Source organism: Pseudonocardia sp. ICBG1034 (assembly GCF_020131375.1).
Taxonomy (GTDB): domain Bacteria; phylum Actinomycetota; class Actinomycetes; order Mycobacteriales; family Pseudonocardiaceae; genus Pseudonocardia; species Pseudonocardia alni.
On the sequence record NZ_JAHLEK010000017.1, the window covers coordinates 494532 to 517517 of the forward strand.

General features: G+C 76.2%; 8 protein-coding genes. 1 reads left to right on the forward strand and 7 read right to left on the reverse strand.

Annotated elements, in window-relative coordinates; genetic code table 11:
* Window positions 1–18: 18 nt before the first annotated feature.
* Window positions 19–1533: a class I adenylate-forming enzyme family protein gene (locus tag KPF22_RS17205; protein ID WP_224402682.1), complete on the reverse strand. Its 1515-nt coding sequence runs from the start codon at window positions 1531–1533 to the stop codon at window positions 19–21.
* A 226-nt stretch (window positions 1534–1759) separates the two neighbouring features.
* Here KPF22_RS17205 and KPF22_RS17210 point away from each other — a divergent pair, with 226 nt between their 5' ends.
* Entirely contained in the window at window positions 1760–2782 is a 1023-nt protein-coding gene (locus KPF22_RS17210; RefSeq protein ID WP_224402683.1) for an ABC transporter substrate-binding protein, read from the forward strand.
* Here KPF22_RS17210 and KPF22_RS17215 read toward each other — a convergent pair.
* The 6 genes from KPF22_RS17215 to KPF22_RS17240 form a co-directional block, all read right to left on the reverse strand.
* A complete protein-coding gene (locus KPF22_RS17215) occupies window positions 2769–3581 on the reverse strand; it encodes an alpha/beta fold hydrolase (protein ID WP_224402684.1) in 813 nt (270 codons plus the stop codon). The two genes, KPF22_RS17210 and KPF22_RS17215, sit on opposite strands and share 14 nt — an antisense overlap.
* Window positions 3578–5218, reverse strand: coding sequence for an AMP-binding protein (locus KPF22_RS17220; RefSeq protein WP_308010421.1), 1641 nt, complete (start codon window positions 5216–5218; stop codon window positions 3578–3580). The genes KPF22_RS17215 and KPF22_RS17220 overlap by 4 nt, the downstream gene beginning before the upstream one ends.
* Window positions 5215–6573 (reverse strand): salicylate synthase, encoded by a 1359-nt coding sequence (locus tag KPF22_RS17225; protein ID WP_224402685.1) that lies wholly within the window; start codon window positions 6571–6573, stop codon window positions 5215–5217. Before KPF22_RS17225 ends, KPF22_RS17220 begins: the two co-directional genes overlap by 4 nt.
* A gap of 86 nt (window positions 6574–6659) precedes the next feature.
* Window positions 6660–7343 carry a formyltransferase family protein gene (locus KPF22_RS17230; protein ID WP_224402686.1) on the reverse strand — a complete coding sequence of 228 codons (684 nt, stop codon included), beginning with the start codon at window positions 7341–7343 and terminating at the stop codon, window positions 6660–6662.
* Window positions 7340–8698 (reverse strand): MFS transporter, encoded by a 1359-nt coding sequence (locus KPF22_RS17235; RefSeq protein WP_224402687.1) that lies wholly within the window; start codon window positions 8696–8698, stop codon window positions 7340–7342. The genes KPF22_RS17230 and KPF22_RS17235 overlap by 4 nt, the downstream gene beginning before the upstream one ends.
* Complete coding sequence (locus KPF22_RS17240; protein WP_224402688.1) at window positions 8698–22911, reverse strand: non-ribosomal peptide synthetase; 14214 nt, start codon at window positions 22909–22911, stop codon at window positions 8698–8700. Before KPF22_RS17240 ends, KPF22_RS17235 begins: the two co-directional genes overlap by 1 nt.
* Between the last annotated feature and the right edge of the window lie 75 nt (window positions 22912–22986).

Consider the following 22986-nt stretch of genomic DNA (forward strand, 5'->3'; position numbering starts at 1 on the left):
CGGCGGCCCCGCGCCGGGTCAGGGGAACATCGCGCGCAGCTCGGGCCGGTTCAGCTTGCCGCTGCCCGTGCGGGGCAGCGCGTCGACGATCTCGATCCGCTTGGGCCCGTGCATCCCCCGCAGGTCCGGGACGGCGGCGCACCAGGCGGCGATCCGCTCCACGGTGACCCCCGGCTTGTTGGGGACGACCACCGCGGTCACCTGCTCGACCCAGCGCTCGTGGGCGGTGCCGATCACCGCGACCTCGGCGAGGTCGGGATGGTTCGCGAGGTGCTCCTCCACCATCTGCGGGAACACGTTCTCCCCACCCGAGACGATCATGTCGTCGATCCGGTCGACGTAGTACAGGTAGCCGTCCGCGTCCTGCGACATCAGGTCACCGGTGCGGAACCAGCCGTCCGCCGACCACTTCTCCGGGACGTCGATGTTCCAGTACCCCGGGGTGACCGCGTCCCCCCGGACCCAGAGCTCGCCGACGCCCTCGTCCCCCGGACGCAGGTCCGGGCCGCCGTCGACGGGTACGAGCCGCGTGCGCACGATCTGCTCCAGCGGGGTGCCCATCGAGTCCGGACGCCGCACGTCGTCCGGGCCGTAGGTGACCACCAGGCCGTTCTGCTCGGTCTGGCCGTAGATCTCCACGCCCGCGATCCCGGTCCCCGCCTCGAGCCGCTCGATCGCGGCCGTGGGGGTGCGGGAACCGCCGAACATGCAGATCCGGAAGGAGTCGAGCACCACCGGCGCCCCCACCGTCCGGTTGCCGACGTCGATCATCATCGTGGAGATCAGGCCACCGAAGGTCGGCCGCAGCTCCTGGGCCAGCTCCAGCCACCGCACGACGTCCCAGCGCGGCATGAACGTGATCTGCCCGCCGAGCAGCAGCAACGGCAGGCTCGCCAGCTGCAGGCCGCCGACGTGGAACAGCGGCATGCAGTTCAGCACATGGTCGGCGGCGGTGAGCCGGTAGCGGCCGATGGCGCCCTCCGCCTCGGCGACGAGGTTGCGGTGGGTCTGCCGCACACCCTTCGGCACCCCGGTCGAGCCCGAGGTGTACATGATGCAGGCGTCCTCGCCGTCGAGCCGGGGCAGCACGTCGGCCGCGGGCTCGTGGGCCGCCAGGGCCGCGGCGAACCCGTCGGTCGTCAGCAGCTCCGGGCACTCCTCGCCCAGCAGCGCGGCGGCCCGGTCCCGGTCCGCGGCGGGCAGCACGAGCACCCGCAGCCCCGAGTCGCGCACGACGTGGCGGAGCGCCGCGTCGGGGAACATCCGGTTGAGCGGCACGCCGACCGCGCCGGCCTGCCACGTACCGAGCAGCCCGACCAGGTACTCGGGGCAGTTCGGCAGGAGGAACCCGACCCGCTCCCCCGGCTCGACCCCGGTGTGCCTCAGGTACGCGGCGAAGCGGGCTCCGCGTTCGGCGTACCCGGCGTAGTCGACCTCGTCGTCGTCCAGCCGGAGCGCGACGTCCGCCGGGTGGTCGGCCGCACTGCGGCGCAGGAGCGTGGCGATGTTCATCGGCGGGTCCTCCTCGGCCACGACCGCGCTCCGCGCACCCACGCCGTCGTGAGGTGATCAGCTGTTCACTAGCGGAACCTACCGGGAACGACGCGGCACGTCACGCGTCCCGACGGGCTCCCCGGCGGTCCGTCACCGCGCGCCGCACGCCCCCGGGCGCGTCTGCGCGCGAGGTCGCCGGACCGCTGCGGGTGTGGGGGACGCCGCTCCCCGGAACCCGGAGCCGCCCGCGGACGACTGTCGGGGTGTGTGTCCTCCACCGGTCTCCCCGGCCCGCTCGTCGGTCGTCGCGCTCGTCGCCGCGGCCCTGCTGTTCGTCGCCGGGTGCACCGGCACGCCACCCGGCCCCGGTCCGGCGGAACCCGGTGCCGGGTTCCCGCTGACGCTGGAGCACGCCTTCGGGGAGACGACGATCCCGGCCCGTCCGCAGCGGGTCGTCGCGCTGGGGGCGGCCGACGTCGCTCTCGCGCGGGAGCTCGGGGCGGACGTCGTCGGCGGCCTGCGCAACGCCGGGGAGTCGCAGCCGCAGGCGCCCTACCTCGCGCCGTTCCCGGACGGGGTGCTGACGATCGACGAGCTGGAGCCGCTGCCGCTGGAGCGGATCGCGGCGTACCGCCCGGACGTCGTCCTGGCCGTGTCGTCCTACCTCGTGACCGACCGCGACGCCTACGAGCGCCTGAGCGCGATCGCCCCGACCGTCGTCCACCGCGGCACGCTGTTCGGCGCCACGATGCAGGACGACGCCCGGCGGATCGGGGCGGCCCTCGGTGTCCCGGACCGGGCCGAGGAGCTCATCGCCCGGGCCGACCGCGCCGTCGCCGCGCTGCGGGCGGAGCTGCCCCGTCTCGCCGGCCGGTCGGTGCTGGTCGGGCAGGCGAGGGGGGACGTCATCCCGGTCATCGTCGACCCGGCGAACCAGTCGACGGCGCTGACCCGCGTGCTCGGGCTGGGTCTGCCGCCGACCTTCGCCACCGACCCGCCCGCCGGTGACGGGGTCGCCCCCGGCACGGTCGCGCTGTCCTACGAGGAGGCGGGGCGCCTGGCCGAGGCCGATCTGGTCGTCATGAGCTTCCCGACCGCGGCCGACCGGCGGCGCTTCGAGGGCGACCCGGTGGTCGCGCGGGCGCTGTCGCGCACGACGTACGTCCCGATCGGCCTCGACGAGGCGATCGCCCTGCAGGCGCCGAACGTGGTGTCCACCGGCTGGCTGCTCGACCGGCTCCGCCCCGCGCTGGACCGGGTGGCGGCCGCGCCCGCTACCGGCCGCTGAGGAACTCGACCGTCGCCCGGTTCACCTCGTCCGGCCGTTCGAGGTAGCCGTAGTGCCCGGCGTCGGCGATCTCGACGTAGCGGGCGCCGAGCACGGCGTCGGCGACCTCGCGGCTCAGGTGCGGCGGGATGGCGGCGTCGTCGGCGAAGGCGAGCACCAGCAGCGGCACGGCGAGCGCACGGTAGGCCTCGGTCCGGTCGCGCAGCGCCATCGACACCTGCAGCTGGGCCCGGTGCCCCTTCGACACACCGGCCCCGGCGAACGCCAGGATGTCCAGCCAGTCCTGGGCCTCCCGGTCGGCGCGCAGGGTCGCCGGCGACAGGTACTGCAGCGCGGACACCGCGGCGTGGTAGTCCTCGGGCAGCTCGACCCCGGCGTCGGCCAGCGCGATCTCACCGGCGGTGACCGCCCGCTGCACCGGGCCGAGCCGGGCGTGCGCGGCCATCGCCACGACCCGGGTCACCAGGTCCGGCCGGGCCAGTCCCGCCTCGATCACGACGCGTGACCCGAGCGAGGTGCCGACGAGCGCGGCCGGGCCCGCATCGAGGTGGGCGACGAGGGCGAGCACGTCGGCGGCCATGTCGTCGACGGTGAACCCGTGCGCGCACTCGTCGGTCGGCGGGATGCCCCGGTTGTCGAGGGTCAGGACCCGGTGGCCCGCGTCGCGCAGGGCGGGCACCTGGTGGGTCTGCCAGACCCGGCCCGGGCTGCCGGTGCCCATCACGAGGACGACGGGCGGGCCGTCGCCGCCGTGGTCGGTCCAGGACAGCCGGATGCCGTTGAGGTGGGTGACCGTCATCGGGGAACCTTCCCCTCGGCGGCGAGCAGCACACCCAGCGCCCGCTTGTCGATCTTGCCGACGGCGGTGAGCGGCAGGTCGTCGCGGACGACCACCCGGTCCGGCGACATGAACCGGGCCAGCCCGCGCTCGGTGAGGAAGGCACGCAGGTGACGTCGCTTCGGCGGCGTCGCGCCGGGCGCCGGGACGATCACGGCGCACACCGCCTCGCCCAGGTCGTCGTCCGGGATCCCGACGACGGCCGCGCCGGCGATGTCCGGGTGGGCGAGCAGGTGCTCCTCCAGCTCGGTGGCGGCCACGTTCTCACCACCGCGGTTCACGACGTCCTTGATCCGGCCCTCGACGACGAGGTGCCCGGTCGGGAGGCGGCGCACCAGGTCACCGGTGCGGTAGTAACCGTCCGGGGTGAACGACGTGGCGTCGTGCTCCCGGGCCCGGTAGTAGCCGCGCAGCGTGTACGGCCCGCGGGTCCACAGCTCGCCCGCCGTCCCCTCCGCGACGTCGGCGCCGTCGCGGTCGACGACCCGGACCTCGTCGGCCGGGCTGAGCGGGCGCCCCTGGCTGACCGCGACGAGGTCGTCGGGGTCGTCGAGCCGGGTGTAGTTCAGCAGTCCCTCGGCCATCCCGAAGACCTGTTGCACGGTGGCGCCGAGCTCGGGGCGGACGCGGCGGGCGAGCGTCGCGTCGCACTTGGCCCCGCCGACCTGGACCAGGCGCAGTGTCGACAGGTCCCAGGACCCGCGGCCGTCGCCGGCGAGGTCGGCCCAGAGCCGCAGCAGCGGCGGCACCATCGCGGTGACCGTGACGCCCTCGGCCGCGACCAGCCCGAGGGTGACCTCGGGGCTCGGGGCCGGCGCGAGCACGACCGTGGCCCCCACCCCGAGCGCTCCCAGCAGCCCCGGGCAGGCCAGCGGGAAGTTGTGCGCCAGCGGCAGGCAGGCGAGGTAGACGTCGTCGGCGGTCAGTGCACAGACCTCGGCGCTGGCCCGGGCGTTGTAGGCGTAGTCGCGGTGGGTGCGCGGGATGAGCTTCGGCTTGCCGGTGGTGCCCCCGGAGACGAGCAGGACCGCGACCTGTCCGGGGTCGGGTCGCGGCAGCGGGTCGGCGGTGCCGGCCGGCAGGTCCGCGAGCGCGGTCGTCCCCGCGACGGGGTCGCCGTCGACGAGCAGGTGCCGCAGCGTGGGCACCGCCGTCGCCACCTGCAGCGCGAGCTCGCGGTGGTCGAAGCCCTCGGCCACGTCGGGTCCGACGTAGGCGACGGCCCCGGACAGCGCGGCGAGGTGCTCGATCTCGGCCTGCCGGTGCGCGGGCAGGGTCAGCACCGGCACCGCACCGGCCCGCAGCAGCCCGAACAGGGTCACCGTGAACTCGGCGGTGTTGGGCAGGTGCACCACGACGCGGTCGCCCTCGGCGATGCCGAGCGCCCGCAGCGAGCGGGCGCGGGCGTCGGCGGCCCGGTCCAGTTCGGCGTAGGTCTGCCGGCTGGGCCCCGCGACGACGGCGACGGCGTCGCCGTGCCGGCCGGCCCACTGCCCCAGCAGGTCACCGAGGGTCTCCTCGCCCCAGTAGCCCTCGCGCCGGTAGCGCTCCACGTCGGCGTCGGGCCAGCCGAGCGCCCCGTCGATGAGCGCGGTCACGCCGTCTCCTCCCCGACCAGGAACCGGCTGACGCTGCGCAGCTTCTCCCGGGTCTCCTCCAGCTCCCGTTCCGGTGTGGACGCACCGACGATCCCGGCCCCGGCCCGCAGCCAGGTCCGGCCCTGCGCGCGGTAGATGGCGCGGAGCACGAGCGCGGCGTCGAGCGCCCCGGTGTGGTCGACGGTCAGCACCGCGCCGCTGTAGAGCCCGCGCGCGCCCTCGTGACGGCTGATCGCCGCGCACGCCGGGGCCTTCGGCAGCCCGGAGGCGGTGACCGCGGGGAACAGCCGTCCCAGCGCGTCCCAGGCGGTGGCGCCGGGCCGCAGCCTGCCGCGGACGCGGGACGCGAGGTGCTGGACGCTGCCGCGCTCGACCACCCGCATGAACTCCTCCACGACGACGGCGTCCGGGTCGCTCACCTGCGACACCTCGTCCTGGGCGACCTGGACCGAGACGGCGTGCTCGTAGATCTCCTTGGGGTCGCGCCGCAGCTCGTCGGACAGCTCGGCGTCGCGTCCCGGCTCCCCGGAGCGGGCCCGGGTTCCGGCCAGCGGCTGGGTCGAGAAGGTCCCGTCGGCGGCGACCTCGACGACGGTCTCCGGGCTGAACCCGGCCGCCTCCAGCCCGCCGAGCCGCAGCAGGAACGAGCGGGCCGGGGTGTTGTGCGCCCGGCCGTGCCGGTAGGTGGCGGGCAGGTCGACCGGCTCGGTGACCGGGACGGTGCGGGACAGGATGACCTTGCGGAAGCGGTCCTCGGCGATCTCGGCGACGGCCGCGGCGACGGAGCCGCGGTAGGCCTCGGCGCGGGCGGACTCGTCGACGGTCACCGGCGGGCCGGTGGGCGGCCCGGTGGGCCCGGCACCGAGGATCGCGTCGTGCCAGGACCGTGCGACGGCGTCGTCGGCGGTGTCGACGTCCGCGCCGCCGGGGTGCAGGTGCGCGCGGTGGCGGGGAAGCAGCAGGTGCAGCAGGGTGCCCGTGCCCGCGGGCGGTTCCCCGCCGTGCAGGAGGTGGGCCAGCTCGAACGACGCCCAGCCGAAGGCCTGCCACCCGGTGCCGCCGACCTCGGCGAGGGCGGCGGCGACCTGGCCGAGCGGGTCCGTGCCGAGCGGTTCGTGCCGGGTGCCCGCCGGCGAGGAGACCGTGAGGCCGTCCGGGTCCAGCACGAGCTCGGCGGCGGTGCCCGCGGCCAGGAAGACGTCGTCGCCGCGCTCGTAGAGCACGTAGGGGTCCCCGTCGGGTACCGCGCGGGCGATCGCGGTGGCGCCGGCGATCCGGTCGGCTGCGGACCGGGTCCGCTCGGTGGGGGCCGGGTGGGTGCGCGGCGGGCCGGCCGCCTCGGTGGTCGTGGACATGGTCGGATCTCCTTCGGACCGGCGCTCGCGCCACCGGGGTGGGGTCGTGGGGGTGCCGGGACGTGGTGGGTGGCGTCGTCGCCGGGTCAGCCCCAGGCCGCCGCGGCGTCGGGGTAGTAGTCGGCGAACATCCCGAGGTCGGTGGCCTGGTCGTAGCGGGGGTGGTCGCGCATCCGGGCGAGCTCGAGTCCCTCGGCGAGGCCGTAGTAGCCGGGGTCGCCCTCGGCCGTGCGGGCCGGTCCGGCGGTGCCGTCGGCGACCGCGGCGAGGTTGTCGGTGAAGACCCGGTGCGCGGCCTCGACGAGGTCGGACAGCACGTCCTCCAGGACGGCGTCGGGGTCGACCGGGAACCGGGCCTCGGCCAGCACCGGGCCGGTGTCGATGCCGGCGTCGATCTCGTGCAGGGTCGCGGCGAAGGAGGTCTCGCCGTGCAGCACGGCGTAGGCCGCCGTCACCGGTGGCAGCCCCCGGTAGGAGGGCAGCGGCCCCCCGTGCACGTTGAGCAGCCGCAGCCCCGAGGTCAGCACCTTCTCCCGGAACAGGAACGGGTTGTCGATCGACCACAGCAGACCGTCGGTGCACCGCCCGGCCAGTTCCCCGGCGAGCTCCTCCAGGTCGTGCCCGCTGTGGACCGCGCGGGCCTCGTCCGGGGCGAACCCGGGCGGCGGGGTGGTGCGGGGCCCGTGGCAGACGAGGTCGACGGGGTGGCCGTCGGCCCGGGCGTGCCGGACGGCGCGCCACAGCAGGGCGCCGTCGCCGACGAAGATCATCGTTCCTCCTCGATGGATGCGCGGGTGACCCGGCGCAGTGGTCCGAGCAGCAGCCCGGTCGCGGCGGCGACCAGGCCGGTGACGGTGTTGTAGACCCAGAGCGCGTCGCCGTCGCCGACGACGCCGCCGACGGACCCGGCGACGACGGCGCCGATCGCGGCGCCGGTCATGGCCTGGGCGGCGAACAGGCTGTTCACCCGGCCCAGCAGGGCGTCGGGGGTGCGGAGCTGCAGCAGCGTGTACCGCAGCACCTCCTCGATCGCGTTCGTGGCGCCGGCGGCGACCAGCGCGGCGAGGACCAGCGCGACGGTCGGTGCCGCCCCCGCCAGCGCGTAGCAGGCGTAGCAGGCGACCATCAGCACCAGCAGGAGACGACCGGGCCGCGGGCTGCGCCGGACCCAGCCGCTGCCCAGCGAGCCGAGCACGACCCCGGCGGCGAGCGCCGAGTACATGAGGCCGACGACGGTGGACGAGCCCCCGAAGCGGGCCTCGACGAACGCCGGGACCAGCACGAACGAGCCGCCCCCGATCATCCCGACCAGTCCGGCCACCATCACGCCGGACACCACCGGCTCCCGGACGGCGAACCGGGCGCCGGACCGCAGCGCGGCCAGCGGGCCCTCGGCCGGCTCCGGCGGCCCGTCGGCGACCGGCCGGTCGCCCGTGGCGTCGGTCCCGGGGCCGTCGGCGGTGCCGGGCGGCCCCGGCGCACCGGGCGCGGGCCCGGCGGGCGGCGGCGATCCGGCCGCGGCGGTCCGTCCCCGGCCGGGCGGTGGCGCGACCATCAGCAGCACCCAGGTCGCCACGGCGGCCAGCGCGCCCGCGGTGTAGTTCCACGCGGCCGAGGCGACCGCGAACACGATGCCCCCGACGGCCGGGGCGACCACCGCGCCGAGCCGCAGCGACACGGTGTTCAGCGCGCCGACCGCGTGCAGCTTCGCCCGGTCCACGATGGACGGGGTCACGGCGAGCATGGCGGTGATGCAGGTGGCGCCGGACAACCCGTTCGCGGCGACCAGCGCGGCGGTCAGCGGGGTCGAGCCGATCCAGGCGGCGTTCACCGCGAGCCCGGCGAACGTCGTCCCGCTGACCAGCCAGGTGACCCGCACCAGCAGCCAGCGGTCGACCCGGTCGGCGAGGACCCCGCCGCCGAGGTAGCCGACGACGAACGCCGCCGACTCGATCGCGGTCACCATCCCGACGACCGGGGTGGACCCCGTGCGGGCGTACACCTCCAGCGGCACGGTGACCGCGACGATCCCCACCCCGAACAGCAGGACCGTCCGGGCGACGAACAGGTTGCGGAACGTCCGGTCCTCGCGCAGCGGGCTGACGTCGACCAGCAGGGACGCCATCAGCGACGCCCCGCCCAGGTCGTGAGGACCTCGGCCCAGCGGGCCGCCACCCGGTCGACCGTGGCGGCGTCGAGGACACCGGTGGGGTGGCCGAACGTCGCCTCCAGCACGGGGCCCCCGGCGGTGTCGCGCACCCGCACGTCGACGACGAGCGAGTGCCCGGTGCGCACGCCGGGCGCGGGTCCGACCCGCACCGCGTCCTGCTCGGGGGCGAGCTCCCAGCCGCCGCCCGCGGTCCCGGCGGGCCGGGTGGTGCGACCGAGCCAGTTCAGCGCGACCTCCGCTCCCGGCCCGGTGACCCGTGGCGTGCCGTCGGCCGGGTACCGCAGCAGGCCCCAGCCCAGGCCCCGCCCGGGAGGCGCGGCGACGGCGTCACGGGCCCGGGTGAGCGCCGCGGCAGCGTCGGGCACGTCCGGACCGGGGGTGCCGTGCGCGGGGACCGGGGCGAGCACGGTGAGGCAGCCGACCGTGCGGGCGAGGTCGACGTCGGGTCCGAGCTCCTCGGCGCGGCCGTGGTGCTCCAGGTCGACCAGCACGGGACCGTCGGATCCGGTGACGGTGAGGGCCTCGCCGAGCGCGGCGAGGAGCACCGCCTCGGCCCCGGTGCCGTGGCGCCGGGCGAGCGCCGTGACGACGTCGCCGGGGCAGGACGAGGTGGTCTCGCGGACGGTCGCATGGGTGTCGCCCCCGTCGCGCGGGCGCCGCACGGGCAGCGGGGCGGCCGCGTCGAGGACCTTCTGCCAGAACCCTGCCTCGGCGCGGACTCCGGGGCGCGCGCCGTGCGCGTGCAGCCGTGCGGCGAACGCGGCGAAGCCGGTGGCCTCGGGTGCCGGTTCGGCCCCGGTGCCGTGGGTGGCGATGTCCTCGGCGAGCACCCGCCACGACGTCCCGTCCACCGCGAGGTGGTGCGCGACGACCGCGAGCCTGCCCGGAGCGGTGCCGCGGTCGAACCAGAGCAGACGCAGCATCCCGCCGGGTCCGGCGTCGAGCTCGGCGCGGGCGGTGCGGGTCGCCGCGGTGACGGCGCGGGTGAGCGCGTCGTCCCCGGCGGCCGGGTCGACGGGCACCCGCCGGACCAGCGCCGCCGGGTCGGCGTCGCGGCGCGGGAGGATCCGCAGACCCGTCCAGTGCCCGTCGGAGCCGGTGTCCAGGGCCGAGCGCAGCACCGGGTGCCGGGTGAGCAGGGCGTCGGCCAGCGCGGTGAGGTCGTCGGCGCCGAACCCGGCGGGGGTGGTGACGAGCACCGCCTGCGCCCGGCCGGCGACCGGGCCGCCCAGGGACCCGAGCCAGGACAGGACCGGGGTGAGCGGGGCGGTGCCGGGCTCCTCGGCGGCCGGGGTGGCCGACGGCCCGGCAGCGGCCGTGCCCGCCGTACCGACCGTGTCGTCGCCCTCGCCGGCGTCACCGTCGCCGCGGTCGAGCGCCGCCGCGACCGCGGCGACCGTCCCGGCGACGAGCAGGTCCCGCACACGCAGCTCGATGCCCTCGCGCCGGGCGGTGGTGGCGATGTCGATGGCACCGAGGCTGTCGCCGCCGAGGCCGAAGAAGTCGTCGTCGATGCCGACCGTGTCGAGCCCGAGGACGTCGGCGACGATCGCGCACAGCCGTTCCTCGAGCGGGGTGCGCGGGGCGCGGGAGGCACGCCGGGCGACCGGGGCGGGCTCGGGCAGTGCGCCGGTGTCGAGCTTGCCGTTGACGGTCAGCGGCAGCGCGTCGACGACCGCCCACAGGGTGGGCACCATGTAGTCGGGCAGCACGCGGGCCACCGCGTCGCGGACCGTCTCCACGTCGGCCCGGCCCACCAGGTAGGCCGCCAACCGCTTCGTCGTCCCGGTCGTGCGGGCGACCACGGCGGCCTGGGAGACACCGTCCACCGCGCCCAGCGCGGTCTCGACCTCCGCCGGTTCCACCCGGTAGCCGCGGATCTTGAGCTGGTCGTCACCGCGCCCCAGGAAGTCCAGATTCCCGTCGGGACGGCGACGCACCAGGTCACCCGTGCGGTACATCCGCTCCCCCGGGGTCCACGGGTCGGCGACGAACCGCTCCGCGGTGAGGCCCGGCCGCTCCAGGTAGCCACGGGCCAGCCCGGTCCCGGCGATGTACAGCTCCCCGACGACGCCGTCGGGCACCGGGCGCAGCCACCCGTCGAGGACGTGCGCGACGGTGTTCGTGATCGCCGTGCCCACGGTCGACGTGGCGCTGTCGGTGGTGCCCGCCCCGAGCGTGTTGATCGTGTACTCGGTGGGGCCGTACAGGTTGTAGCCCCACGTCCCGTCGGTGTCACGCAGCCGCGACCACACCGACTCCGGGACCGCCTCCCCACCGAGCAGCACCAGCGGGGGCACGTGGTCCCCGTCGAGCAGGCCGGCCGCGAACAGGTGGTGGGCGTAGGTCGGGGTCACGTTCACGACGTCGACCGCATGCTCGGCGCAGTAGGCCACCAGACGCTCCGCATCCCGGCGCAGCTGCTCGTCGCACACGTGCACCTCATGACCCTCGACCAGCCACAGGAGCTCCTCCCACGACATGTCGAACGCGAACGACACCGTGTGCGCGATCCGCAACACCCGCCCACCCGCCGCGTCGACCGTCGGCGCGAAGATCTCCCGACGGTGGTTGACCTGCATGTTCGTCAACCCACGGAACGGGGTCACCACACCCTTCGGCCTCCCCGTCGACCCCGACGTGAAGATCACGTACGCCGGGTGGTCCAACCGGCCCGGGGTGCCGGGCGCGAACGACCCCAGCTCCTCGGCGGACAGCGGGGTGTCCGGGACACCGTCGAACAGGCCCGGCTCGTCCAGACGCACCTGTTCCACCCCACCGTCGAACCGCGCGGCCACGGCCGAGTCGGTGACCAGCAGTGCGGCACCCGAGGCGGCGAGGATCTCGGCCAGCCGATCGTCGGGATGGTCCAACTCCAGCGGCACGTACGCCGCACCGGCCCGCAGCACCGCGAACAACGCCACGACGTTGTCCACCGAACGCGGCAGCCCCAGCGCCACGACCGTCTCCGGGCCGGCCCCGCGGGACCGCAGGACGCGGGCCAGCCGGGTCACGCGGGCATCGAACGCGGCGAAGGTGACGCGCTCGTCGCCGGAGACCAGTGCGGTGCGCTCCGGGCAGGTCGCCGCCCGCTCGGCGAGCAGCTCCGCGATCGTGACGTCCGGGACGTCGACGACCGCGGAGGCCGCACGCGCGACGGCGTCGGCGTGGTCGGCCGGGGCGAGGACGTCGATCGACCCCACCGGACGGCCCGGGTCGTCGGCGAAGGCCCGCAGCACCGCGACCATCCGGTCGGCGACGCGCTCCATCGTGGACCGGTCGAACAGGTCCGTGGAGTACTCGACGACGCCGGACAGCAGGTCGGGGGTGTCGGTGAAGTTGAACGACGCGTCGAACTTCGCCGTGCCCGTGCGGACCACGTCGGCGCTCGCGTCCACGCCGTCGAGGCGGGGGGTCAGGGCGTTCGCGTCGCCGCCCAGGCACACCACCATGACCTGGAACAGGGGGCTGCGCCCGGGCGCCCGGTCCGGGGCCACGGCCGCCACGACGTCGGAGAAGGGCACGTCGGCGCGGTCGTAGGCGTCGAGGTCGGCGCCCCGGACCGCGCGCAGCAGCTCGGCCACCGTGTGGTCGGGGGCCACGTCGGTCCGCAGGGCGAGGGTGTTGAGGAAGTAGCCCACCGCGTCGTCGAGCGCCGGGTCGAAACGGGTCGAGATCGGGGTGCCGACGACGACGTCGGGTGACCCGGTGTGCCGGGACAGCAGCACGGCGAGCGCGGCGTGCAGCAGCATGAACACGGTGACGTCGTGCGAGCGGGCGAGCCGGTGGAGCTCGGCGGTGAGCTCCGGGCCGACCTCGACCGGCACCGCGTCGCCGGCTCCGGTGGGGGCGGCGGGACGCGGCCGGTCGACCGGCAGCGTGGTCTCGACCGGGGCGCCGGTCAGCGTGGTCCGCCAGAAGTCCAGCTGCGCCGCGGCGGAGGTGTCCGACCCGTCGGCGAGGCAGTCGCGCTGCCAGGCGGCGAAGTCGGCGTAGCGGACGGCCGGCGCGGGCAGCGACGACGGCGCGTCCGGGCCGGAGCGCAGCCGTGCCCGGTAGGCGGTCTGGAGGTCGTCGATGAGGGGGCGCCAGGACCACTCGTCGACGGCGATGTGGTGCAGCACCGCGACCAGGACGTGCTCGTCGGGGCCCAGCTCGAACAGGGTGACGCGGGCCGGGATCTCGCGCGCGAGGTCGAACGGGGTGCGCACCGCGGCGTCGATCCGTTCGTCGAGGTCGCCGGCGTCGATCCGCTCGGCGGTGATCGCCGGGCCGACGGCGTCGAGGTCGAGCACCCGGGCCGTCGTCGTGCCGTCGGGGTAGGTCGTGCGCAGCACCTCGTGCCGTCCGAGGACGTCGAGCCAGGCGGCGCGCAGCGCGTCGGTGTCGAGCGGGCCGTGCAGACGCAGGACACCCGGCACGTTGTAGACCGCGCTGGGGCCGCCGACCCGCGACAGCGCGAGCATCTGCCGCTGCCCGGCCGAGATCTCCCGCTCGGGTCCGTCGTGCTGCACGGGCTGCAGGGCCGGGCGCGCGGCGGCGGTGCGGCTGCCGTAGGGGGCGAGCCGGGTGACGGTGCGGGCCTCGAACACGTGCCGGGGCCGGATCCGGATCCCCGCCTTGCGGGCCCGGTTCGCCAGGGCGAGCGCGGAGATGCTGTCCCCGCCGAGGTCGAAGAAGTCGTCGTCGGGGCCGACCCCGTCGACGCCCACCACCTCGGCGACGATCGAGCAGAGGGTCTCCTCCAGGGGTGTGCGCGGTGCGCGGCCGCCGGTGGGGGCGATCGCCGCCGGCTCGGGCAGCGCGGCGACGTCGAGCTTCCCGTTGACGGTCAGCGGGAGCTTCTCGACCACGGCCCAGAGGGTCGGGACCATGTAGTCGGGCAGGGTCCGCGCGACGGCCTCGCGCGCCGCCTCGGGTGTCGCGGTGCCGACGAGGTAGGCCGCGAGGCGCCGCTGGCCGGGGACCTCGGGGTGCGGGCGGGCGACGACGGCTGCTTGGGAGACCCCGTCCACCGCGCCCAGTGCGGTCTCGATCTCGGCCGGTTCCACCCGGTAGCCGCGGATCTTGAGCTGGTCGTCGCTGCGCCCGAGGAAGTCCAGGTTCCCGTCGCTGCGCCGCCGCACCAGGTCACCGGTGCGGTACATCCGGGCACCCGGCGTCCACGGGTCGGCCACGAACCGCTCGGCGGTGAGGGCGGGGCGGTCGAGGTAGCCGCGGGCCAGCCCTGCTCCGGCGATGTAGAGCTCGCCGATCACGCCGTCGGGGACCGGGCGCAGCCAGCCGTCGAGGACGTGGGCCGTGGTGTTGGTGATGGCGGTGCCGACCGTGGAGGTGGCGCTGTCGGTGGTACCGGCGCCGAGGGTGTTGATCGTGTACTCCGTCGGGCCGTAGAGGTTGTAGCCCCAGGTGCCGTCGGTGTCGCGCAGCTGCGACCACACCGACTCGGGGACGGCCTCGCCGCCGAGCAGCACGAGCGGGGGCACGTGGTCCCCGTCGAGCAGGCCGGCGGCGAACAGGTGGTGGGCGTAGGTCGGGGTCACGTTCACGACGTCGACCGCATGCTCGGCGCAGTAGGCCACCAGACGCTCCGCATCCCGGCGCAGCTGCTCGTCACAGACGTGGACCTCATGACCCTCGACCAGCCACAGGAGCTCCTCCCAGGACATGTCGAACGCGAAGGACACCGTGTGCGCGATCCGCAGCACCCGCCCGCCCGCGGCGTCGATCGTCGGGGCGAAGATCTCCCGACGGTGGTTGACCTGCATGTTCGTGAGCCCACGGAACGGGGTCACCACCCCCTTGGGCTTCCCCGTCGACCCCGACGTGAAGATCACGTACGCGGGATGGTCGAGCCGCCCCGGGGTCCCGGGCGCGAAGGACCCCAGCTCCTCGTCGGTCAGCGGGGTGTCCGGGACACCGTCGAACAGACCCGCCTCGTCCAGACGCACCTGCGGGACGGCCCCCTCGAAGCGCGACGCGACGGTCGAGTCGGTGACCAGCAGCGACGCACCCGACGCGGCGAGGATCTCCGTGAGCCGCTCGTCGGGGTGGTCCAGCTCCAGCGGCACGTAGGCCGCACCGGCCCGCAGCACCGCGAACAGCGCGACGACATTGGCGGTCGAGCGTGGCAGTCCGAGTGCCACGACGGTCTCGGGTCCGGCGCCGCGGGACCGCAGGACCCGCGCGGTGCGGGTGACCTGTGCGTCGAGCTCGGCGAAGCTCAGCCGGGACTCCCCCGCGACCAGCGCGGTGCGCTCCGGGCAGGTCGCCGCGCGCTCGGCGAGCAGCTCCGCGATCGTGACGTCCGGGACCGGGGTGGCGGTCGCGCCGGTGTCCACGGCGACGCCGAGGTCGACCGCGGCGAGCGGGGCGTCCGGGGCGGCGGTGAGGGCGTCGAGCACGGCGACGAAGCGGTCCATCAGCGACCGCGCGGTGTCGGTGTCGACCGCCTCCGGCCGGTGGTCGACGGTCAGCTCCATGTCGTCGAAGGGGTTCACCGCGAACGACAGCGGGAAGTGCGAGTCGTCGAGGGTCTCGACGTCGGCCATCCCGTGCCGCTGCGCGGCCTCGGCGAAGGCGTCCCAGGCGTTGCGCAGCGTGAACAGGGTGTCGAACAGCCGCGGCCGGCCGGTGGCCTGCTGGATCTGCCCCAGCCCGAGGTACTCGTGTGCGACGAGCCCGGCGCGCTCGTCGCCGAGCCGGCGCAGCACGTCGGCGCCGGTGTCGGTGGGGGCGAGCCGGACCCGGACGGGGACCGTGTTGAGGAACAGCCCGACGGCGTGCTCCATCCCGGCGATCTCGTCCGGGGCGACGGCCATCGGGGTGCCGAGGACGACGTCGTCGCCCCCGGTGGCGTGCCCGAGCACGACGCCGAGCGCCGCGATCAGGACGGTGTTGACGGTGACCCCGTGGCCTGCGGCGACGGCCCGGACCCGGTCGGAGAGCGGGACCCCGAGCCGGGTCCCGATCCGCGACGACGGCTCGGTGAAGGATCGCTGCTCCTCCCCCGCGACCAGGGTGGGGGCGGTGAGGTCGGCGTAGGCCCGCGCCCACACCTCGCGCGAGGTCTTCTCGTCCTGGTCGGCGGTCCAGCGCAGGTACTCGTCGTAGCCGGGCGCCGCCGGCGGCTCGCCGCCGTCGTACAGGGTGAGCAGGCGGTCCGCCACGCGCATGGCCGAGGCGCCGTCGAACAGCTGGAAGTGGTTGGTCAGCACCAACCGGTCCCGGCCGTCGGGCAGGTGCACGAGGAGCAGGCGGAACAGCGGCGGCGCGTCGAGCGGGATCGGCCGCGCCCGCTCGGCCGCGGCCAGTGCCCGGGCCTCGTCCACGGATCCGGCGGACCGCTCCCCGACCGGCAGTGCCGGCAGGTGGTCGCGGACGACCTGGACCGGGCGGCCCCGGTCGTCGGTGGTGAACGCGACCCGCAGCAGCGGCGTGGCCGCGACCAACCGGGCCAGCGCTCCCTCCAGCCGCTCCCGGTCCAGGGCCCGGTCCAGGGTGAACACGGTCTGCAGGATGTAGACGTCGCCGCCCGCCGCGGACCCGGAGGTGTCGGAGGAGTCGTAGACGGACTGGAAGTACAGCCCCTCCTGCAGCGGCGACAGCGGCCAGACGTCGGTCGCGGTGCCGCCGACCCGCTCGCCGAGCGCCGCGACGTCGGCCGGGCCGAGCCCGAGCAGGTCGCGCAGCGGGCGGGTGTCGGCGCGGGCCTCCCGCGGCGCCGTGCCCGCGGCGCGAGCCATCCCGGCCGGGGTCCGGTGGGCGAACACGTGCGCGGTGCGGACGTCGAGCCCGGCCTCGCGCACGGTCCGCACGACCCGGGTGGCGAGGATGCTGTCGCCGCCGAGGACGAAGAAGTCGTCGTCCGGGCCGACCCGGCCGGCTCCGAGGACGTGGGCGAAGGCGGCGCACAGGGTCCGCTCGACGTCGTCGGCGGGCTCGCGGTCCGTCGCGGCGGGGCCGCCGCCGAAATCGGGCTCGGGCAGTGCGCGGCGGTCGAGCTTGCCGTTGACGGTCAGCGGCAGCCGGTCCAGGACGACGATCGCGGCGGGGACCATGTAACCGGGCAGGAGGTCGCCCAGGGCGCTGCGCAGCGCGGCGGGGTCGGCCGCGGTACCGGGGGCGGGCACGACGTAGCCGACGAGCCGCCGGTCGGCGGGGTCGGTGCCGGTGTGCACCCGGGTGACCGCCTGCGCGATCCCGGGCAGCGCGAGCAGGCCGGCGTCGACCTCGCCCAGCTCGACCCGGTAGCCGCGGATCTTCACCTGCTCGTCGGCGCGGCCGGCGAACTCCAGCTCACCGGCCCGGTCGAACCGGGCGAGGTCACCGGAGCGGTAGAGCCGGGTGCCGGGCGGGCCGTCGGGGTCGGCGACGAACCGGACGGCGGTGAGGCCGGGGCGGTCGGCGTAGCCCTGGGCCAGCTGGGCACCGGCGACGTGGATCTCGCCGACGACGCCCGGCGGGACCGGCCGCAGCCGCCGGTCGAGCAGCCGCACCGCCAGCCCGGCGAGTGGACCGCCGACCGGGCTGACCGGCCGGTCGAGGTCCGCGGTGCCGATCTCGCGGTAGGTGGTGTGCACGGTGGTCTCGGTGATGCCGTAGAGATTGGCCAGCACCGGGGCGCCGGGGGTGTGCCGGGCACACCAGTCCCGCAGCAGCCGCGGTTCGAGCGCCTCCCCGGCGAACACGACGTAGCGCAGGCTCTCGGCGACGGCGGAGCCGGCCGGCTCGGCGAGGGCCAGGGGCCCGAACGCCGAGGGCGTCTGGCTGAGCACGCTGACCCGCTCGGCCGCGATCAGCGCCCAGAGGCGTTCCGGGTCGCGGGCGGTGTCGCCGTCGACGACGACGACCGTCGCGCCGGTCGCGACCGCGCCCCACAGCTCGAACACCGACACGTCGAAGGCGATCGAGTGGACCAGGGAGAACACGTCGTCGGCGGTGACGTCCATGGTGCCGCCGGGTGCGACGGTCGCCGCCAGCAGCGACAGCACCGCACGGTGCGGGACCTCGACGCCCTTGGGACGGCCGGTGGACCCGGAGGTGTAGACGACGTACGCCGGCTGCGCGGCGGGCACGGCGACGGGCTCGCGCAGCGGTGCGACGTCCGCCGGGAGCGCGTCGACGGCGACGACGCGGGGGCCGAGACCGGTCACGGCCCCCGGGGTCGTGGCGACGGCCAGCAGGCAGCGCGGCCGGGCGTCACCGACGATCAGCGCGAGGCGGCTCGCCGGGGACTCGACGTCCAGCGGCACCGCGGTGGCCCCGGCCAGGGCGACGGCGAGCATCGCGACGACCATGTCGGCGCCGCGCGGGACGCCGACGGCGACCCGGTCCCCCGGGCGGACCCCGTCGGCGACGAGCACGGCGGCCAGCCGCCCGGCGCGGTCGGCGAGCCCGGCCCAGGTCAGCCGTTCCGCCCCCGCGACCAGTGCGGGGGCGTCGGGCCGGGCCGCGACGGTCGCGGTGAACAGCGCGGCGAGGGTGGCCGGGAGACCGTCGGCACCGGTCGGTGCCGGGTCGGGTCCCGGGGCGGGCGGGTCGAGCCGCAGCTGCGAGAGCCGGGTCCCGGGAGCCGAGGCGACCAGCTCCAGCAGCCGCTCCAGCCGCGCGAGGACCGCCTCGATCGTCGTGGCGTCGTACAGCTCGGTGGCGTACTCGACGATCACGCCGAGCCGCGGGTCGCCCGCGTCGGTGACCGACTCGTGGAAGGCGAAGGTCGCGTCGAACTTCGCCGAGCCGGTGCCGGTGCGCACCGCCGTGGTGACGGCGCCGTCGAGGTCGAGCTCGCTGCGGTCGGGGTCGGTGCGCAGGTAGAGCAGCTCGACCTGGAACAGCGGGGAGGCCGCACCCCGCTCGGGGGCGACCCGGTCGACGACGCGGTCGAAGGGGACGTCGGCGTGCTCCATCGCGGCCAGGTCCGCGGTGCGGGCCCGGTCCAGTACCTCGGCCAGGGTCGGGTCGCCGTGCAGGTCCAGCCGCAGCGCGAGGGTGGTCAGTGCGAACCCGACGACGTCCTCGGCGCCCGCGTGCCGCCGCGCCGAGACCGGGGTGCCGATGACGACGGCGTCACCGGCGTCGTCGCCGGGGTCGCGGTCGGCGTCGGCGTGCGCCTCGAGCAGCACGGCCAGCGCGCCGTGCAGCAGCATGAACATGCTGGTCCCGTGCCGCCGGGCGGCGGCGCCGAGCGCCGCGGCCAGCTCGGGGCCGAACTCGGTGCGGAGCTCGGCACCGCCTCCGCCGGGCGCCTCGGGCCGGGGCCGGTCGGTGGGGAGCGTGGTGACCGGCGGCGCGCCGGTCAGCCGGTCGGCCCAGAAGTCCAGCTGGCGCCGGGCCCGGTCGGTGGGCTCCTGCGGGGTCCCGACGAGCCCGGCCTGCCAGGCGGCGACGTCGCCGTGGCGCAGCACCGGTGCGGGCAGGGCGGGAGTGCGCCCGGCGCGGCGGGCGGCGTAGGCGGTGCCGAGGTCGGCGAGCAGCACCCGCAGGGACCACTCGTCGACGGCGATGTGGTGACACACGAGCCCGATGCGGTGGCGGTCGGCGGCGGTGCGGACGACCTCGGCGCGGACCGGGGCCTCGCGCTCCAGGTCGAAGCGGTGCCCGACGAGCGCGGCGAGCGTCGCGTCGGCGCCCGCCTCGTCGCAGGTACCCGTCCCGACGTGCACCGGCAGCTCACCGGCCGGATGGACGTGCACGGTCACCGTGCCGTCGGTGGTCTCGCCGTAGGTGGTGCGCAGCGCCTCGTGCCGGGCGACGACGTCGTGCAGCGCCGCGCGGAACGCCCCGGCGTCGAACGGGCCGTCGACGGTCCACTCGCGCGGGACGTTGTAGGCCGCGCCCGGGCCCTGCATCCGGTAGAGCGTCCACATCGGATGCTGGGCGGGCGCGAGGACCGCGGGTGCGGTGTCCGGGCGGCGGACCGGGCCGTCGGCCGTCGCCGGGTCCCGGTCCTCGGTCCCGGCGGAGTCCCGGCCGGCGACCAGCGCGGCGAGACCGGCGACGGTCGGGCGGGCGAACACGTCGGGCACCGTGACCGGGGCGCCGAGCCGTGCCTGCACCCGGTTGGCCAGGCGCAGCGCGGACAGCGAGTGCCCGCCGAGGGCGAAGAAGTCGTCGTCGACGCCGATGCCGGTGCGGTCGAGGAGCTCGGAGAACAGGGCGCACAGCGCGCGTTCGCGGTCGTCGCCGGGCGGCCGTGAGCCGGCGTGGACGCGGCCGGGCGCCGGCAGCGCCCGCTTGTCGATCTTGCCACCGGGGGTGCGCGGCAGCTCCGGGAGCACGACGACCGCGGCCGGCACGAACTGCGACGGCAGCCGCTGCGCCACGGCCGTGCGCAGGTCCTCACCCACGGGCTCGTCGCCGTGCTCGGCCGGGACGACGTAGGCGACCAGGGACGGTGCGTCGCCGACCGTGCGGGCGACGACCACGGCCGAGCGCACGCCCGGCTGCGCGACGAGGACGGCCTCCACCTCGCCGGGTTCGACCCGCACCCCGCGCACGGTGACCTGGTCGTCGGCGCGGCCGAGCAGCTCGAACCGGCCGTCGGGCAGGCGGCGGGCGAGGTCACCGGTGCGGTAGAGCCGGGCACCGGGCACCGCGGGGTCGGCGACGAACCGGGCCGCGGTCTCGCCCGCCCGTCCGGCGTAGCCGCGGGCCACCTGCTCACCGCCGACGTAGAGCTCGCCGACGACGCCGTCGGGCACCGGGGCCAAGAACCGGTCGAGCAGCACGACCGTGCTGCCGGGCACCACACGGCCGGCGGTGACGCGCTCGTCGCCGACGACCTCGCCGGCGAGCACGTCACCGGCGACCTCGGAGGAGCCGTAGGAGTTCACGACGACCGAGCCGGGCGCCCACGCCCGCGCAGCGGCGACGGCCGTGGCCGTCAGCGGCTCGCCGGAGCAGACCCAGCGGCGCACCGCGACCGGGCCGGAGGTCTCGGCGAGCACCGACACCAGCGACGGGACGGCGGTGACCTGTGCGACCGGCTCGGTGCGCAGCAGCCGGGCCAGCGCCTCCGGCTCGGTCGCGGTGGCGTCGTCGGCGACGAGCACCGTGGCCCCACCCGCCAGTGCGGCGAGCAGCTCGGTGAGCCCGTCGATGAAGGCGATCGAGCTCTTGGCGACCCGGACGTCACCGGGCTCCACCGGCCAGGCGCGGTCCGCCCAGTCCAGCCGCCGGGCCAGGCCACGGTGCGTGCCGAGCACGCCCTTCGGCACACCGGTCGAGCCGGAGGTGTACACGAGGTAGGCGGCCTGATCGGGATGCGGCCGGTCGAACGGCCGGTCCGGGGCCGGGCCCGTCGACAGGTCCGCGACGGTCGCCGTGGCCGCACCGGTCGCGCCGGCGGGTGCGGCGACGACACCGTCGGTGATCACCAGGGCGGGCGCGGAGTCGGTGAGCACGTGCCGGATCCGTGCGGCCGGGTAGCCGGGGTCCACCGGCACGAGGACCGCGCCGGCGCGGAGCACACCGAGCACCGCGGCGGCCAGGCCGGTGGTGCGGGGCAGCAGCACGGCGACCCGGTCCTCCGGGCCGATGCCGCGCGCACGCAGCGCGGCGGCGACGCGGTCGGCGGCGTCGTCGAGCTCGGCGACGGTGACCTCCACCGGCGCACGGCCGGGGGCGGGCGCGCCGACCAGGGCCACCTCGCCGGCGCGGGCGGCGGCGTCCGGGCCGAGCGCGGCCGCCGGGGTCCAGCGGGGCCCGCCGTCGGTGCCGGTGACCGACCGGTGCACCGGGCGGGTGGTGAAGATGTCGGCGAGCCGGCGGTCCGGGTCGTCCCCGGCGTCCTCGAGCAGTGCCTCCAGGTCGGCCAGCAGGGTGGACACCGCGTCCGCGGTGAGGTGCGCCGCGGCGTAGGTGGCCTCGACGTCGAAGCCGTCGTCGGTGAGGAAGACCTCCAGTGCCAGCGGGTGCTGGGCGGTGCCGTTGTCGGTGCGCAGCCAGCTCGTGGTGGCGCCGGGCAGCTGCGGGCCGTGCAGCTTCTGGGTGAGGAACAGCAGCTGGGCCTCGAACAGCGAGCGGGCCTGCCCGGACGCCGACGGGTTCAGCAGCTCGACGAGCCGGTCGTAGGGGAAACCCTGGTGTCCGAACCCGTCGGCCGCCACGGCCGCGACCCGGCCGGTGAGCGACCGGACGGTGTCGTCGGGCCGCACGGCCGAGCGCAGCACCACGAGGTTGCCGAAGTTGCCGACGAGCTCGGTGACCCCGCTGTCCTCGCGGTTGACGACGGCGGTCCCGACGGCGACGTCACCGGTCCCGGCGAACCGGCTCAGGACGGCGCTGTAGCAGGCGAGCACCACCGTGTACGGCGTCGTGCCCAGTTGTGCGGACAGCTCCCGCACGGCCCGGGCGGCGGCCGGGGAGAAGCGCCGGTCCACCCGTCCCCCCGCCTCGACTCCCGCCGCCGGGTCCTCGGCGGGCAGCCGGTCGAACAGCGCGGGCACCGGCTCGGCGAGCTGCTCCCGCCAGTACGCGGCGTCGGCGCCGGCGCCCCCGTCGCCGCCGGCCCAGGCCCGCTGTTCGGCGTCGGCGAAGTCCGCGACCTGACGCGGCGGCGGGGTCGTGGTCACCGTCCCGGCCTGCGCCTGCCGGTAGGCGCGCTCCAGGTCGCGGGAGATCACGGCGAAGGTGAGGCCGTCCCAGGCGATGTGGTGGACCTGCAGCAGCACCGTCGTACGCGCCGGGCCCTCCCGCACCACCGCCACCCGCAGCGCGGAGTCCGCGGCGAGGTCGTAGGGCCGCGACGCCCGCTCGCGGGCCAGCTCGCGGACCCACGCACGACGCGCGGCGGCGTCGGTCCCGGGCGCGTCGAGGACCTCCCAGACGTGGCCGAGCGTGTCGTGCACCCGCTGGAACGGGTCGCCGTCGTCGCCGGCGTGGTAGGTCGTACGCAGCACCTCGTGCCGGGCCACCAGCGCGTCGAACGCCGCCCGCAGGGCCGTCTCGTCCAGATCCCCGTCGAGGGTCAGCTCGATGCACAGGTTGAACGCGGTGCTGTCCGGCACGATCTGGTGGTGCAGCCACATCCGCCGCTGCGCGAACGACAGCGGGAACTCGGTCCGACCGGCCCGGCGCGGCGCGGCGGCGGGGTCGCTGCGGCGCAGGCCGGCCTCGGCCAGGCGCCGGGCGATCAGGGCGCGCTTGCGCTCGTCGAGACTGGTCATGGTGTGGCCTCCGGTGTCCCGGGCGGGACGGATGGGTGCGGTCGTTCGGGTGCGGGGCGGCGGGGCTCAGCCGCG

Coding starts and splice junctions, on each gene's coding strand:
- KPF22_RS17215 (WP_224402684.1), bottom strand. CDS start 3,581: ATGACGGTCACCCACCTCAACGGCATCCGGCTGTCCTGGACCGACCAC.
- KPF22_RS17225 (WP_224402685.1), bottom strand. CDS start 6,573: ATGTCCACGACCACCGAGGCGGCCGGCCCGCCGCGCACCCACCCGGCC.
- KPF22_RS17230 (WP_224402686.1), bottom strand. CDS start 7,343: ATGATCTTCGTCGGCGACGGCGCCCTGCTGTGGCGCGCCGTCCGGCAC.
- KPF22_RS17235 (WP_224402687.1), bottom strand. CDS start 8,698: ATGGCGTCCCTGCTGGTCGACGTCAGCCCGCTGCGCGAGGACCGGACG.
- KPF22_RS17240 (WP_224402688.1), bottom strand. CDS start 22,911: ATGACCAGTCTCGACGAGCGCAAGCGCGCCCTGATCGCCCGGCGCCTG.